General features: G+C 62.5%; 11 protein-coding genes. 5 read left to right on the top strand and 6 right to left on the bottom strand.

The window, feature by feature from the left end:
- Positions 1–3 precede the first annotated feature (3 nt).
- The 4 genes from glgA (at position 4) to C4N04_RS09440 (ending at position 5,657) form a co-directional block, all read left to right on the top strand.
- Positions 4–1,446, top strand: coding sequence for a glycogen synthase GlgA (gene glgA / locus C4N04_RS09455; RefSeq protein ID WP_038691307.1), 1,443 nt, complete (start codon positions 4–6; stop codon positions 1,444–1,446).
- Between the two features lie 6 nt (positions 1,447–1,452).
- Positions 1,453–3,084, top strand: coding sequence for an alpha-D-glucose phosphate-specific phosphoglucomutase (locus tag C4N04_RS09450; protein WP_106795926.1), 1,632 nt, complete (start codon positions 1,453–1,455; stop codon positions 3,082–3,084).
- A 12-nt stretch (positions 3,085–3,096) separates the two neighbouring features.
- On the top strand, positions 3,097–5,076 hold the full coding sequence (gene glgX / locus C4N04_RS09445) for a glycogen debranching protein GlgX (RefSeq protein WP_077990698.1): 1,980 nt from the start codon (positions 3,097–3,099) through the stop codon (positions 5,074–5,076).
- Positions 5,077–5,168: 92 nt separating this feature from the next.
- A complete protein-coding gene (locus C4N04_RS09440; RefSeq protein WP_038691313.1) occupies positions 5,169–5,657 on the top strand; it encodes a MaoC family dehydratase in 489 nt (162 codons plus the stop codon).
- A gap of 12 nt (positions 5,658–5,669) precedes the next feature.
- On the opposite strand, the gene C4N04_RS09435 is transcribed toward C4N04_RS09440, so the two are convergent.
- The 5 genes from C4N04_RS09435 to C4N04_RS09415 form a co-directional block, all read right to left on the bottom strand.
- Positions 5,670–6,071: a VOC family protein gene (locus tag C4N04_RS09435; protein ID WP_077990699.1), complete on the bottom strand. Its 402-nt coding sequence runs from the start codon at positions 6,069–6,071 to the stop codon at positions 5,670–5,672.
- Positions 6,072–6,118: 47 nt separating this feature from the next.
- Entirely contained in the window at positions 6,119–6,667 is a 549-nt protein-coding gene (locus C4N04_RS09430; RefSeq protein ID WP_106795925.1) for a sarcosine oxidase subunit gamma, read from the bottom strand.
- Positions 6,660–9,653, bottom strand: coding sequence for a sarcosine oxidase subunit alpha (locus C4N04_RS09425; RefSeq protein ID WP_106795924.1), 2,994 nt, complete (start codon positions 9,651–9,653; stop codon positions 6,660–6,662). The genes C4N04_RS09430 and C4N04_RS09425 overlap by 8 nt, the downstream gene beginning before the upstream one ends.
- Positions 9,650–9,991 carry a sarcosine oxidase subunit delta gene (locus C4N04_RS09420; protein WP_039622247.1) on the bottom strand — a complete coding sequence of 114 codons (342 nt, stop codon included), beginning with the start codon at positions 9,989–9,991 and terminating at the stop codon, positions 9,650–9,652. Before C4N04_RS09420 ends, C4N04_RS09425 begins: the two co-directional genes overlap by 4 nt.
- A 109-nt stretch (positions 9,992–10,100) precedes the next feature.
- Positions 10,101–11,354, bottom strand: coding sequence for a sarcosine oxidase subunit beta family protein (locus C4N04_RS09415; RefSeq protein WP_004668351.1), 1,254 nt, complete (start codon positions 11,352–11,354; stop codon positions 10,101–10,103).
- A 281-nt stretch (positions 11,355–11,635) separates the two neighbouring features.
- Here C4N04_RS09415 and C4N04_RS09405 point away from each other — a divergent pair, with 281 nt between their 5' ends.
- Entirely contained in the window at positions 11,636–12,670 is a 1,035-nt protein-coding gene (locus C4N04_RS09405) for a FecR domain-containing protein (RefSeq protein WP_106795922.1), read from the top strand.
- A gap of 160 nt (positions 12,671–12,830) precedes the next feature.
- On the opposite strand, the gene C4N04_RS09400 is transcribed toward C4N04_RS09405, so the two are convergent.
- Positions 12,831–15,011 (bottom strand): adenylate/guanylate cyclase domain-containing protein, encoded by a 2,181-nt coding sequence (locus tag C4N04_RS09400; protein ID WP_106796005.1) that lies wholly within the window; start codon positions 15,009–15,011, stop codon positions 12,831–12,833.
- Positions 15,012–15,191 lie beyond the last annotated feature (180 nt).

Genomic DNA, 15,191 nt, shown 5'->3' with positions numbered 1-15,191 from the left:
CGTATGAAAGTTCTTTCGGTTTCGTCCGAAGTCTTCCCTTTGATCAAGACAGGGGGCCTGGCCGATGTGTCAGGCGCCCTGCCGATTGCCCTGAACGCCTTCGGGGTCGAAACCAAGACTCTCCTGCCCGGCTATCCCGCCGTCATGAAGGTCATTCGCGACCCTGTCGTCAGGCTCGAATTCGCTGACCTGCTCGGAGAAAAGGCGACCGTGCTCGAGGTCCAGCACGAGGGCCTCGATCTGCTCGTCCTCCATGCCCCGGCCTATTACGACAGGCCGGGCGGCCCCTATCTCGATCCGCTCGGCAAGGACTATCCGGACAATTGGCGCCGTTTCGCCGCCCTGTCGCTCGCCGCCTCCGAGATCGCCGCCGGTCTGCTGCCCGGCTGGCGGCCGGATCTGGTCCATTCGCACGATTGGCAAGCGGCGCTGACATCCGTCTACATGCGCTATTATCCGACGCCGGAACTGCCGAGCGTGCTGACGATCCACAACATCGCCTTCCAGGGCCAGTTCGGCTCCGAGATCTTTCCCGGCCTGCGCCTGCCCGATCATGCCTTTGCCATCGACGGCGTCGAATATTACGGCACGACCGGCTTTCTGAAGGGCGGCCTGCAAACCGCGCATGCGATCACCACTGTCAGCCCCACCTATGCCGATGAGATCCTGACGCCGGAATTCGGCATGGGACTCGAAGGCGTCATCGCCACCCGCATCGACGATCTGCACGGCATCGTCAACGGCATCGATACCGATATCTGGAACCCGGCAACCGATCCCGTCGTCCACACCCATTACGGCCCGACGACGCTGAAGAACCGCGACGAGAACCGCCGCTCGATCGCCGAGTTCTTCCATCTCGACAATGACGATGCCCCGATCTTCTGCGTCATCAGCCGTCTCACCTGGCAGAAGGGCATGGATATCGTCGCCAATGTCGCCGACGAAATCGTCGGCATGGGCGGCAAGCTCGTCGTGCTCGGTTCCGGTGAAGCCGCGCTGGAAGGCGCGCTGCTCGCATCCGCCAGCCGTCATCCCGGCCGCATCGGCGTCTCGATCGGCTATAACGAGCCGATGTCGCATCTGATGCAGGCCGGCTGTGACGCGATCATCATTCCCTCGCGCTTCGAGCCGTGCGGCCTGACCCAGCTTTACGCTCTGCGCTATGGCTGCGTGCCGATCGTCGCCCGCACAGGCGGGTTGAATGACACGGTGATCGATGCCAATCACGCCGCGCTTGCAGCGAAAGTGGCAACCGGCATACAATTCTCACCCGTGACGGAAACGGGCATGCTGCAGGCAATCCGCCGTGCAATGCACTTTTACGCGGACCGAAAACTCTGGACCCAATTGCAAAAGCAGGGCATGAAATCGGATGTCTCCTGGGAGAAGAGCGCCGAACGCTACGCTGCCCTCTATTCAAGCCTCGTCTCGAAAGGCATGTGACCTAAAATGATCAAGTCCGTACCCACCACGCCCTACCTGGACCAGAAGCCCGGCACGTCAGGCCTGCGCAAGAAGGTTCCGGTCTTCCAGCAGCCGAATTATGCGGAGAACTTCATCCAGTCGATCTTCGATTCGCTGGAAGGCTACCAGGGCAAGTGCCTCGTCATCGGCGGCGACGGACGCTATTACAATCGCGAAGTCATTCAGAAGGCGGTCAAGATGGCCGCCGCCAACGGCTTCGGCAAAGTGATGGTCGGCAAGGGCGGCATCCTGTCGACGCCGGCCGCCTCTCACATCATCCGCAAGTACAAGGCCTTCGGCGGCATCATTCTGTCTGCAAGCCACAATCCCGGCGGCCCGACCGAAGATTTCGGCATCAAATACAACATCAACAACGGCGGTCCGGCCCCGGAAAAGATCACCGACGCGATCTATGCCCGTTCTAAGACGATCGACAGCTACAAGACCGCCGATTTCGCCGACGTCAACCTCGATCGTATCGGCAAGGACGAACTTCCCGGCGGCATGATCCTCTCCGTCATCGACCCGGTCGAGGACTATGCCGCACTGATGGAGGAATTGTTCGATTTCGGCGCTATCCGCAATCTGATCAGCCTCGGCTTCCGCATCGCCTTCGATGGGATGAGTGCCGTCACCGGCCCCTATGCCAAGGAAATCTTCGAAAATCGCCTCGGCGCCCCCTCGGGCTCTGTGCGCAACTTCATGCCGCTGCCGGATTTCGGCGGTCATCATCCGGATCCGAACCCGGTTCATTGCAAAGAACTCTTCGATGAGATGATGAGCGACGACGCGCCTGATTTTGGCGCCGCTTCCGACGGCGACGGCGACCGCAACCTGATCATCGGCCGGGGCATCTTCGTCACTCCCTCCGACAGCCTGGCGATCCTCGCCGCCAACGCCAATCTCGCTCCCGGCTATTCCGGCGGCCTCGCTGGCATCGCCCGCTCGATGCCGACCTCAGGTGCGGCCGACCGTGTCGCCGAAAAGCGCGGCATCGGCATGTATGAGACGCCGACCGGCTGGAAGTTCTTCGGAAACCTGCTCGACGCCGGCATGGCGACGATTTGCGGCGAGGAAAGCTCCGGCACCGGATCGAGCCACGTCCGCGAAAAGGATGGCCTCTGGGCGGTGCTGCTGTGGTTGAATATTCTTGCCGTGCGCGGCGAGAGCGTCGCCGATGTCGTCACCCAGCACTGGCAGACCTACGGCCGCAACTATTATTCACGCCACGATTACGAAGGCCTCGACACCGATGCTGCGAACGGGCTTATGGACAACCTCCGCAGCCAGCTTTCCACCCTGCCCGGCAAGAGCTTCGGCAGCCTGAAGGTCGAGAAAGCCGACGATTTCGCCTATCACGATCCGGTCGACAAATCGGTGAGCGAGCACCAGGGCATCCGTATCCTCTTCGAGGGCGGCTCCCGTGTCGTCTTCCGTCTCTCCGGTACCGGCACGTCTGGCGCAACCTTGCGTGTCTATATCGAGCGTTACGAGCCGGATTCGACTCGCCACAACATCGAAACGCAGGAAGCGCTCGCCGATCTGATTACCGCCGCCGACAGCGTGGCCAGCATTCGGGAACGCACGGGACGCGACGCGCCAACCGTGATCACCTGATCCGGGGGAAACATGCGCGGGAACAATGCGGCGCAGGCCGGAGCAATCGTCTTCGAAACCGGCGTCGAATTTGCCGTGTGGTCGCATCATGCCGCACAGATCGAACTCTGCCTTTTCGAAGATGACGGCGCCAGAGAATTCGCGCGCCTGCCGATGGCGCGCGACAGCAACCACATCCATCGTCTCTTTGTCGACGGGCTGAAGGCAGGCGCGCGTTACGGCTATCGCGCCGACGGCATCTATGCGCCCGACAACGGCCTCTGGTTCGATCCTTCCAAATTGCTGATCGACCCCTACGCCAAGGAGATTGACCGACCGTTCCGCTACGATCCCCGCCTCGGCGTCTATGGCGAAGACAGCCAGGACCTGATGCCGAAGGCGATCGTCACCTCAGATACGCGCGCCGTCATCGCCAAGCCACTCTTCAAACCGGGCGGCTTCATTTACGAAGTAGCGGTGCGGCCCTTTACCATCCTCCATCCCGACATACCGGAGGCCCAGCGCGGCACCATCGCCGCCCTAGCCCATCCCTCCGTCGTCGCCCATCTGAAGCGGATCGGCGTCGATGCCGTCGAATTGATGCCGATCACCGCCTGGATCGACGAACGCCACCTGCCGCCGCTCGGCCTCACCAACGGCTGGGGCTACAATCCTGTCGCCTTCATGGCGCTCGATCCGCGGCTCGCCCCGGGCGGCATGGCGGAGCTGCGCGAGACCGTTGCCGCCCTGCATGCCGAGGGCATCGCCGTCATCCTCGACCTGGTCTTCAACCATACCGGCGAGAGCGATCGTTACGGCACGACGCTGTCGCTGCGCGGCCTCGACAACCTGCATTATTTCCGCCATGTCCAGAATTGCCCGGGCGAACTGGTCAACGATACGGGAACCGGCAACACGCTTGCCTGCGACCATCCTGAAGTTCGCCGTCTCGTCATCGACAGCCTGCGCCATTTCGTGCTCAATTCAGGCGTCGACGGTTTTCGTTTCGATCTCGCCCCGGTGCTCGGCCGAACCACGACAGGCTTCGAGCGCGATGGGGGAACACTTGCCGCCATTCTGGCCGACACCGTGCTTGCCGACCGGATCATGATCGCCGAACCCTGGGATATCGGCCCGGGCGGTTACCAGCTCGGCAACTTCCCGCCGCCCTTCCTCGAATGGAACGACCGCGTCCGCGACGACCTGCGCTGTTACTGGCGCGGCGACCAGTGGAAGACCGGCGCGCTGGCAACCGCGCTTGCCGGCTCTTCCGACATCTTCTCCCGTCACGACGGCAAAGCGACGCGCAGCGTCAATTTCCTTGCCGCCCATGACGGCTTCACGCTGATCGACCTCGTCTCCTATGCCGGGAAGCACAACGACGCCAATGGCGAGCACAATCGTGACGGTCACAATGAAAACCACTCCTGGAACAACGGCGTCGAAGGCGAAACGCTCTACCCCTCGATCCGCAAGCGCCGGATAAAGGATGTCATGGCGCTGATATCAACGCTCTTTGCCAGCCGCGGCAGCATTATGCTGACCGCCGGCGACGAAGGCGGACGCAGCCAGCGCGGCAACAACAATGCCTATTGCCAGGACAACGAAATCACCTGGCTCGACTGGAAGGCATTGGATGAGGATCTCATCGCCCATACCGCCTTCGTCGCCGGACTGCGCCGCCGCTTCACCGTCTTTTCAGAAACGGGTTTCCTGTCGGGAAATGGCGACGTCGAATGGATCTCGGTATCGGGCGAACCGATGACAGTCGCCGAATGGGAGACGCCGTCGCTCCCGACCCTTGGCATGCTGCTGGCAACCGGCGACCGCGCCTCAGGCGGCAGGCGGACCCGGCTCGCCGTGCTCTTCAATCGTTCCGAAAGCCGCGAGCTCTTTACGCTTCCGTTGGAAGGCGAAGCGTCCTGGCGTCAATTGACGCCGGCCGGTGCGAAGAAGGCCGGCCCCCGAGTCACCGTCGAGCCACGCTCCGTCGCCTTTTTCATAGAAAAATGACCGGCGCCTCCCATTGGCGCAAATCCTTGTCGCAATCGTCATAAATGCACGATAAGGCTTTGGCGCGGCGGGCTTATCTGACGAGGAAATGCATGGGCACGGAAATTTCACTCTCCGACGTGCGGGGATTGATCGGCATGGAAACGGGCCTGTCGGATTGGATCACCGTCGACCAGACGATGATCGACGCCTTTGCGGGGGCAACGGATGACCACCAGTTCATTCATGTCGATCCGGAGCGCGCCGCCGCCGAGAGCCCTTTCGGCGGCACTATCGCCCATGGCTTCCTGACACTGTCCCTGCTCTCGGCGATGAATTACAACTGCCTGCCCAAAGTGCGAGAGCAGACCATGGGCATCAATTACGGCTTCGATCGCGTCCGCTTCATGACGCCGGTCAAAAGCGGCGCCCGCGTGCGCGGCCGTTTCCTGCTCTCCGACGCCCGCTTCCGCGGCGGCGGCATGCTGATGACCACCTACGACGTCACCATCGAAATCGAAAACGAGAAGAAGCCGGCGCTGACGGCCAAGTGGATCACCATCATCCAGTTCGACCCGAAGGATCGTCCCGAGGACGTGTAAGCCCGGATGCGGCTATGATTCCGCGGAATTAAGAACCGCTTCAAGAGCGTGGCCGTCCGGATCGATGACGAAGGCGGCATAATAATGCTCGCCATAATGGGGTCGAAGACCGGGACCGCCATTGTCACGGCCGCCATGCGCGATTGCCGCGGCATGAAACGCATCGACCGCCGCACGGCTCAGGGCGGCAAAGGCCAGATGAAATCCGGGGCCGGCCGGGGGCTGGCCCTCTGGCCGATGTTTGATCGCCAGTTTGTCTCCGCCGCCGGGAAGGCCGTAGCCGACCGCCTGTCCCGTCTGGCCAGGCCTGATGTCATCCCAGACCCTGACATAGCCGAGCGCGCCGAGGGCGGCATCGTAAAATGCCGCCGACCGCTCTATATCGGAAACGCCGAGGAAGGCATGATGCAGCATTCGCCCTCCCTCGGATGGGCGCCCTATGCAGTCAGGATTGGTCCCGCTCAATGGCCGGCATCATGGGCCGCCTCGTTGAGCAGGCCAAAGACGAAGTCGGAAAATGACCGCCAGCATTCTACCCGGAACGTCTCTTCATCGGTGCGCAGAAGCACGATCTCGGCCTTGCCGAAAATGGTCCGCGAAGCGGCGCCGACCGGAAAGGCCGAAAGCGACAGGTCCTGCGGGCAGCCGGCCGCAAGCGTGAGCTCCGCGCCCGGTCCCGAAACGATGATTGCCACATTGCGGTGGGAAACGTCGGTCGCCGAATGCAGCGCGCCGGTGCTTGAACACGCCGCCATCAAATCGCCGCCCGCCTCGTCGATCAACAGCCACTCGTCCGGCCCAAGCCAGAGCGCCGATCGTGCACCGGCGCGGCCGGATGTTTTCGGCGTGGGCGGTACGGACAGGCCGAGAGCCAAAGAAAGTGCTGCGAGCGATTGCGCCGGCGCGCGTAGCGCCACGCGGGTCGCGGCCGGTGCGACCGTCAGGCGCACGGTGGCGGAGCCGCCGAGACGGCCGGCCAGCGCCGGTTTGCGAATTGCAACATCAGCCATGGATGCGGCCTCCTTCCTTGTCAAAGAACACCAGGTCCGTCACCTCGACGGCGATCGTCCGGTCCGGCATCGGCACGTAGAGCGTCTCTCCCATCCGCGCCCGGCCGCCAGCGACGAGCGCGAAGGCGATCGACCGGCCGCAGTTTTCCGACCAGTAGGCCGAGGTGACGTGGCCGAGCATCGTCATCGGCTTCGGCTCGTTCGGGTTCGCGACGACCTGCGCGCCTTCCTCAAGCACCAGCTTCGGATCCTTGGTGATAAGCCCGACAAGCTGCTTGCGTCCCTCCTTTACGAGGTCCGGCCGCTGCAGGCCGCGAATGCCGACGAAGTCCTTCTTCTTCTTCGAAACGGCCCAGGCAACACCCGCATCGTCGGGAGTAACCGTCCCGTCAGTATCCTGGCCGACGATGATGTAGCCCTTTTCGGCGCGCAGAACGTGCATCGTCTCGGTACCGTAGACGCAGGCGCCGAGCGGCTCGGCATTGGCCCAGACGGCTTCGAGCACCGACTGGCCATAATCGGCAGGCACGTTGATTTCGAAGCCGATTTCGCCGGTGAAGGAGACGCGGAAGAGCCGCGCCGGCACACCGCAGACCGTGCATTCGGCAACGCTCATATGCGGGAACGCCTCGTTTGAAAGGTCGACCCCTTCGACCAGCGGCTCGACGATCGCGCGCGCTTTCGGTCCCTGCACGGCAATGACGGCCCATTGCTCGGTGACCGACGTCAGCCATACCTTCAGGTCCGGGAATTCCGTCTGCAGGTAATCTTCCATGTGGTGAAGAACGCGCGGCGCTCCGCCGGTCGTCGTCGTGACATGGAAACGGTCCTCGGCCAGTCGCCCGACGACACCGTCGTCATAAACGAAGCCGTCTTCGCGGGTCATGATGCCGTAGCGGGCCTTGCCCGGCTTCAGCGTATCCCAGGCATTGGTGTAGATGAGGTTGAGGAACTTCGCCGCATCCGGCCCCACTACCTCGATCTTGCCAAGTGTCGAAGCGTCGAAAATACCGGCCGACTCTCGGGCTGTGCGGCATTCGCGCGCGACCGCCTGATGCATGTTCTCGCCGGCACGCGGATAGAACCAGGCGCGTTTCCAGTTGCCGACATCTTCAAAAACGGCGCCGTGGGCTTCTTCCCAGCCATGCAGCGGCGTCTTGCGCGTGGGATCGAACAACTCTCCGCGCGAATGGCCGACCAGCGTGCCGTAAGTGACCGGCGTGTAGGGGGCGCGGAAGGTGGTGAGACCGACCTGCGGAATTTCCTTGCCGAGCATTTCGGCGGCGATCGCCAGGCCATGCATGTTGGAAAGCTTGCCCTGGTCCGAGGCCATGCCGTTGGTCGTAAAGCGCTTGATGTGCTCGATCGAATGCATGCCCTCGCGCACGGCAAGGCGGATATCCTTGGCACAGACATCGTGCTGGAAGTCGATGAAAGCCTTGGCGTTGGTTTTCGGCCCGGCGCCTTCGGCGGCACCGATCATGCCGCCTGTCCATTCAAACGCCTGCTCGGCCGACATTGCGATCTTCTCGCCGCTGCTTCCGCCGGTGGCCTGCGCCATCAGCTCGCCGGCGGCAAGCGATTCCTCGATCGTCTGCTGCAGGTCGTCGGTGCCGTTGCAGGCGCCGACCGACAGGCAGTCCTGCGCGTAGGAGCCGGGCAGGAAACGCTGGCTCTCAGCGTCGAAGGCCACTTTGCCGCGCGACTGCGAGAGCAGATGCACGGACGGTGTCCAGCCGGCCGAAACCAGCAGCGCATCGACGGCGATCTTGCGCGGCGAACCGCCGCCGTTGCGTGCCACCGTCATCGACGAGATGCGCAGCCGCCCGGCGGTATTGATGACCGACTGGCCAGCCAGCACGTCGATGCCGAGCGCACGTGCCTCCGCCAATACCGCCGCACCCGGCGCCTGCCGGCAATCGACGATCGCAGCGATCGAGACACCTGCTCGTTTCAGATCGAAGGCCGCTTCATAGGCGGAGTCATGCGCCGTGTAGATGCCGACATTCTTGCCGACGGCGACGCCGTAATGGTTGAGATAGGTCCGCGCCGCCGAGGCCAGCATGATGCCCGGCCGGTCGTTGTTCGGAAACACCATGTGCCGTTCGATCGCGCCGTTGGCGAGGATCACCCGCTTGGCGCGGACCTGCCAGAGCCGTTCGCGCGGCAGATCATGGGGGGGATTGGCGAGATGGTCGGTGACGCGCTCTGCAAGGCCGACGAAATTGTGGTTGTAGTAGCCGAAAGCCGTCGTGCGCAGCAGCACTTGGACATTGTCCATCGCCTTCAGCTGCGCCACGGTCTTCTGCGCCCAGGTGAAGCCGTCCTGCCCGTCGATCTTGGCGCCGGCATCATAGCGCAGCGCACCGCCCGCTTCCGGCTGCTCGTCGCAGAGGATCACCTTGACGCCGGTCCGGGCCGCGGCCAGCGCCGCCGAAAGCCCGGCAACGCCGCCGCCGACCACCAGCACGTCGCAATGCGCGTAACGGCTGGCATAATGGTCCGGATCGCCTTCCGTCGGCGCAACACCGAGGCCGGCGGCGCGACGGATGAGCGGTTCATAGACGTGCTTCCAGGCGGCACGCGGCCACATGAAGGTCTTGTAGTAGAAGCCGGCCGCAAAGAACGGCGACATCAGATTGTTGATCGCCCCGACATCGCGGGCAAGCGAGGGCCAGCGATTCTGCGAGCTGACGATCATGCCGTCGAAGACTTCCTGCACAGTGGCGCGCACGTTCGGCTGCTTGCGTGCTGCATCCCGAGCGACGTCGATCAGGGCGTTCGGTTCCTCCGCGCCGGCTGAAAGAATGCCGCGCGGCCGGTGATATTTGAACGAACGTCCCAGAAGATGCACGCCGTGGGCGATCAGCGCCGAGGCGACGCTATCGCCTTCGAGCCCCGTGTAGCTCTTGCCGTCGAAGCTGAAGCGCGCGGTTTTGGCCGGCGTCAGGCGCCCCTTGCCGGCGATACGGTTGACGCCGCTCATTGCGCCTCTCCTTCCAGGGCTTCATATGTCTCGACAGGCGCGTGCTTCTCGGCAGCAGCGCCGACCACGGGCTTTGGCTCACCGGCCTTATAGGTCATGAGGAACTTGTCGCTCACCGTGTCGCGGACTGCATTGAAGAACCGTCCGCAGCCATGGATGTGCCGCCAGCGTTCGAATATCAGCCCCTTCGGATTGTCGCGCAGAAAGAAATAGGCTTCGAATTCCTCGTCCGAGATCGAGGCAATATCGGCGGGCCGCGCAATATGCGCGTCACCCGCGCCGCGGAATTCGAGCTCGGAGCGCTCTTCCTGGCAGTAAGGGCAATGGATCAGCAGCATGTAGGATTTCCTTCTCCTCCTCTTCTCCCCAGCGGGGAGAAGATGCCTGAAAGACGGATGAGGGGGTGAGCGACGAAAGGAGCGAGCGTTAGCACGAAAACACCCATCGTCAGTGCGCCACCGCCGCCGCAGCAGCCTCGTCAATCAGTCGGCCGCTGCGGAAACGCTCCAACGTCAGGCCGGCGTTGAACTTGTGCGGTTCGTCGCGGGCGATCAGATGGGCGAAGAGATTGGCCGAACCCGGCGTCGCCTTGAAACCGCCGGTGCCCCAGCCGCAATTGACGTAAAGACCCGGAACCGGCGTCTTCGACTGGATCGCCGAACGATCCGGCGTATTGTCGACGATGCCGCCCCATTGGCGCATCATCTTGACGCGCCGGAACATCGGGAAGAGTTCGCAGATGGCATCGAGCGTATGGGTGATGATCTGCAGCCCGCCGGTCTGTGAGTAGGAATTATACTGGTCGGTGCCGGCGCCGATGACGAGCTCTCCCTTGTCGGACTGGGAGATATAGGCGTGCACGGTGTTCGACATGACAACGCAGGGGAAGATCGGCTTCAGCGGCTCGGAAACCAGCGCCTGCAGCGGGCTCGACTGCAGCGGCACCCGTACATCGGCCATCTTCATGATCGTCGTCGTGTGGCCGGCCGCCGACACGCCGATCTTTCTGGCGCCGATGAAACCGCGCGTCGTCTCAACGCCGGTCACGCGCCCATCGGGCGCACGGCGGATGCCGGTCACTTCGCAATTCTGGATGATGTGGACACCGCGGTCCGATGCTGCGCGCGCATAACCCCAGGCAACCGCATCATGCCGCGCCGTGCCGCCGCGCCGTTGCAGTGCCGCACCGTTGATCGGGTAACGGGCGCTGGCGGAGATATCGAGCGGCGGACAATAGGCCTTCGCCTGTTCCGGCGTCAGCCATTCATTGTCGATGCCGTAGAGCCGGTTGGCATGGATATGCCGTTTGAAGGACTGCTGGTCGTGAATATTGTGCGAGAGCATCATCACGCCGCGCGGCGAATACATCACATTGTAATTGAGCTCCTGCGAAAGCCCCTCCCAGAGCTTCATCGAATGCTCGTAAATGTGCATGCTCTCTTCATAGAGATAGTTCGAGCGGATGATGGTGGTGTTGCGGCCGGTATTGCCGCCGCCGAGCCAACCCTTTTCGATCACCGCCACATTGGTGATGCCATGCTCCTTGGCGAGATAATAGGCGGCGCCCAGGCCGTGCCCGCCGGCGCCGATGATGACGACGTCGTATTCGGCGCGCGGTTCCGGCGACGTCCATTGCTTCTCCCAGCCTCTGTGGCCACGAAGGGCCTCTCGCGCCACGGCAAAAACCGAATATTTCCGCATCCGCCTTCTTCTCCTTCGGGCAAGGCCATTCTCCGTGCCCATACAAATCGCAAATCCAAATGCGGCACAACGGCTCTTTTGCGACGCGCGAGAGCTTTGGTTTTGACACTGAGCGACATGATGTCGAAAAGCGCCCTGCCTCCAGGACACGCGCTCCGTTTCCTCTGGAGTTGGCACAACCAGCAATCGATCGGCCGCCGGCTAGCCCTCACCCAAGAGGGCGAGAAGACAAGCAGTTACTAAAATGTTAACTCTCCCCCTGTTTCCAGGGTTCTTGTATCATGTGGGGTCGGCGTCCATTCTTCCACGCGCTTCTCATCGCGTTTTGCAGCGCCCAGGCGTCGCCCGCCGCCGAGCCGGTTGGTCAGGCTGTCCTCATTAAGACCGAGGTCACCGGACAGGCCGGACCGATTGCGGTCAATACCAGCGTTCACCGCGACGAGCGTATCCGAACATCGCCATCCGGGCTTGGCCAGTTTCTGTTTCGTGACGGCACCAAACTTGCGGTCGGCTGGGGCTCCTCTGTCGTCATCGACAAATATGTCTTCGACGACACGCAATCGGTTAGAAAGCTCACCATCAAAGCCGCCAAGGGGACCTTCCGCTGGGTCAGCGGCAATTCCAAATCGTCAGCCTATCAGATCCTGACTCCGGCCGGAACAATCGGCGTGCGCGGCACCGCATTCGATTTCTATGTCGGCCCGGACGGCACCACCGCCGTCGTACTCCTGAACGGCGCGGCCAGCTTTTGCGGCCCCGGCGGCTGTCGCCAGCTGCAGCAACGCTGCGATTGCGTTGTCGCCAAACCGAATGGCGATATGACGCCGGCCCGCCGGGTCGATCCCAGCGTTCTCGATACGCTTGGAAATCTCCGTGCCCTCCCCTTCCTCTCCGGCAACCAGCGGCTTGCCGGCGGCATCGGTATGCTCGGCGGCTGCAATATGGCCTCCGTTATGCCGGAAAGAAAAGACAGAACACGGCCTCCGCCGGCAGTTGCACCTGCTCCGCAGAGGCAGGATCCGCCACAGAGACAGGCCGAGCCGCAAAAAGAGCGACCGAACAAGCCCGATAAGCCTCATCACGACAGGCCGCACCACGACAAGCCACATCACGACCGGCCGCACTATGATAAGCCCCACCATAACAAGCCGGATAGACCCGACAAGCATGAGGGCCATGGGCGCCATGACGATGACGGAAAGCCCGGAAATCACGGTTTGGATCATCGGGAGCACGGGCGCCACCATGATGGAGATCGCGATCATAAGAATGATCGAAACCACGACAGAAATCGGGATTTCAAGCGCGGCCGGTGAGGCTGTTTTCGGGATCTTCGCAAATCAAGGCGTCGGCACCGCTATATCCGCCTCGCAATGAGGTAGTACGTCAACGAGCATTGCAGGGCGGCGAGGACTGCCGGCGTGTCGGGTAGTGAAGGTGATATCCTTCCCAAGAAGGGCACTCCGAAAATCGCTTTTACTTTTCGGTATCGGCAGCCCTCTTTTCGATCCCCGCAGCCAATTCCCGAAAATGGTCGGTCCTGCTGGGTATCCGCCGATAGAATTCCACCAAACCGCCCACCACGTCATCCGCCCTGAGCTTTGCCGTATCCATAAGTTTGCGGGTATTCCTTGAATGCGAATGCAGGGCCTGCACCAATTGCCGGTGAACGGCATTGAGCGCGGCGAATTCCCGGGATGCCGCCACCTGCTCATTGCCGAGGACGGCAAGGATCTTGGTGCGGCTGCTCTTTCCCTTCAGTGGAATGGCGCCGGCGTCGATCAGCGCCATTCCATCCACTGAACGTGCAGTACTGTCGGAGATGAGGATATCGAAGCCTACTTCTTTGCACGACGACTCGATGCGGGCCGCGACGTTGACGGCATCTCCAACCGCCGAATAGTTGAAGCGTGTCTTGGCGCCCATATTGCCGACGCAGGCAACGCCGGTATGGATGCCGATGCCGATGTCGACCTGCTGATCGGGACCGAAGCCGAAGGCGTCGCCGGCGTTCAGTTCGGCGAGTGTCTCGCGCATGGCCAGGGCAGTGCGAACCGCCTTGGTTTCATGATCGGCAACATCAACCGGCGCGTTCCAGAACGCCATGATCGAATCGCCGATAAACTTGTCGAGTGTGCCTTCATTGGCCACGACATGACGGCTCAGCGCGTCGAGCAATGTGTTCAGGAAGGCGACGACATCCGTCGGCGCCAGCCGTTCACTCATCTCTGTGAAGTTCCTGACGTCGACGAACATGACCGTCAGCTCGCGGTCGTCGCCACCGAGGCGCAATGCATCGCGGTTATGCTCGATGCGATGGAGCAGCGACGGAGACAGATAATGGCCGAAGGCGCGTCGCACCTCGCGCCTTTCCCGATCGATCACGAGAATGCGGAACGAGGTCGCGGCAAAATGGGTGATCGATCCGCTGACGATCGGAGCCAGCGGATCGAGGAGAAGCCCTGCATAGAGAAAGGAGAGCCAGGAGGCCACGAGCGCCATTGCGGTAATAAGCAGGCCGCAGACCAGTGCGACCGCGGGACTGACGAAGGTCGTGACCACGACGAGCAGGCATCCGAGCACCGCGATCGTAAGGATTTCCAGCCCATCCGCCCAATCGGGCCGCGACAGGAAACGGCCGGAGAGAATCTGCTCGACGGCCTGCGCATGCATCGAAACACCGGGAACATTCTCACCGAGCGCCGTGACGCGGATGTCCTGCAGGCCTGCCGCCGAGGTGCCGATGAAGACGATGCTGCCGCCAATGGCGGCAGAGACCTCGGAAGAGGCGCCTTCGGCGGCGAGCACCCGGCGGACGGATATATAGCGCTCAGCCCGGTCGGGGCTGACATAGAGCCAGAATTCACCCGCCGCCGTCAGCGGCACGACGAAATCGCCGATCTTTGCCGATGTCATTACGCCGGCACGATCGGGGGCGCCGGCCAATACATAGGTGGAAGCGCCCTGCGCGACGCGTAGCGCCTCGACCGCGAGGTTGGGGTAGAGCTGCACACCATCGGTCAGGAACAACGGCACCGTCCGCACCACCGGCGAAGGATTGCCGGGATTGAGGCTGATGTGGCCGAGCCCTGCCGCGTTGGCTTCCAATTGTGGTCTGAGCGGCGTCGATGCGGTAAGATGAGGCGGCGCCGAGACAGGGCTTTCGCCGGTGAAAGCAAAGCCCGCCTTGACAGGCGGCCGGTAACTGCCCTCGTTGGAAAGCCCGAAGCCGAGCACGACAGGCTTGCCAGAGATTGCCTGGGCAAATATCTCGTCATTGTCAGGAAGTTTCTCGGCCAGGGACGCATCGACCCCGGTGACCTCGCGCACGACATTACGCGGCGACAGCCGATCCGGCTCAGAAAAGAGAATGTCGAATGCAATGGCCGCAGCGCCCATCTCCGAAAGCCGGTTCACCAGCAGGGCCAACCGGTCTCGTGGCCAAGGCCATTGGCCGAATTCGCGCAGCGACGCCTCGTCAATATCAATCACACGGACCGGCATCGGCTCGAAGGTTCTCGGAAGCAGACGCTGATATTCGTCGAAGGTCACGCCACGGATCAGCTTGAAAATCCCGGGATCGTCTGCCCGCAGCATCGTCAGCGCGACCACGATCACCAGGCCGATAATGACACCGATTTGCTGCACGCGAGTCATCATCTCAACCGGCGTTCCCTCCCATGGCCGATCGCGCGGCCACACACCTGCCGGCCGACAGGCTACGCCGCTTTCTGTCCGAACACCATTCGCACATACGCTCCGGACGGTTCTTTTCGCTTCCGCGCCCTCCGCTTTCCATCGATCAGCGCAACAACGCCGTCAGTTCGGCCACGCCTT

It is taken from the genome of Rhizobium sp. H4 (assembly GCF_003013335.1).
GTDB lineage: Bacteria > Pseudomonadota > Alphaproteobacteria > Rhizobiales > Rhizobiaceae > Rhizobium > Rhizobium sophoriradicis.
The sequence above is the reverse complement of the archived record's forward strand: the minus strand, read 5'-3'. Positions and strand labels throughout refer to the sequence as shown.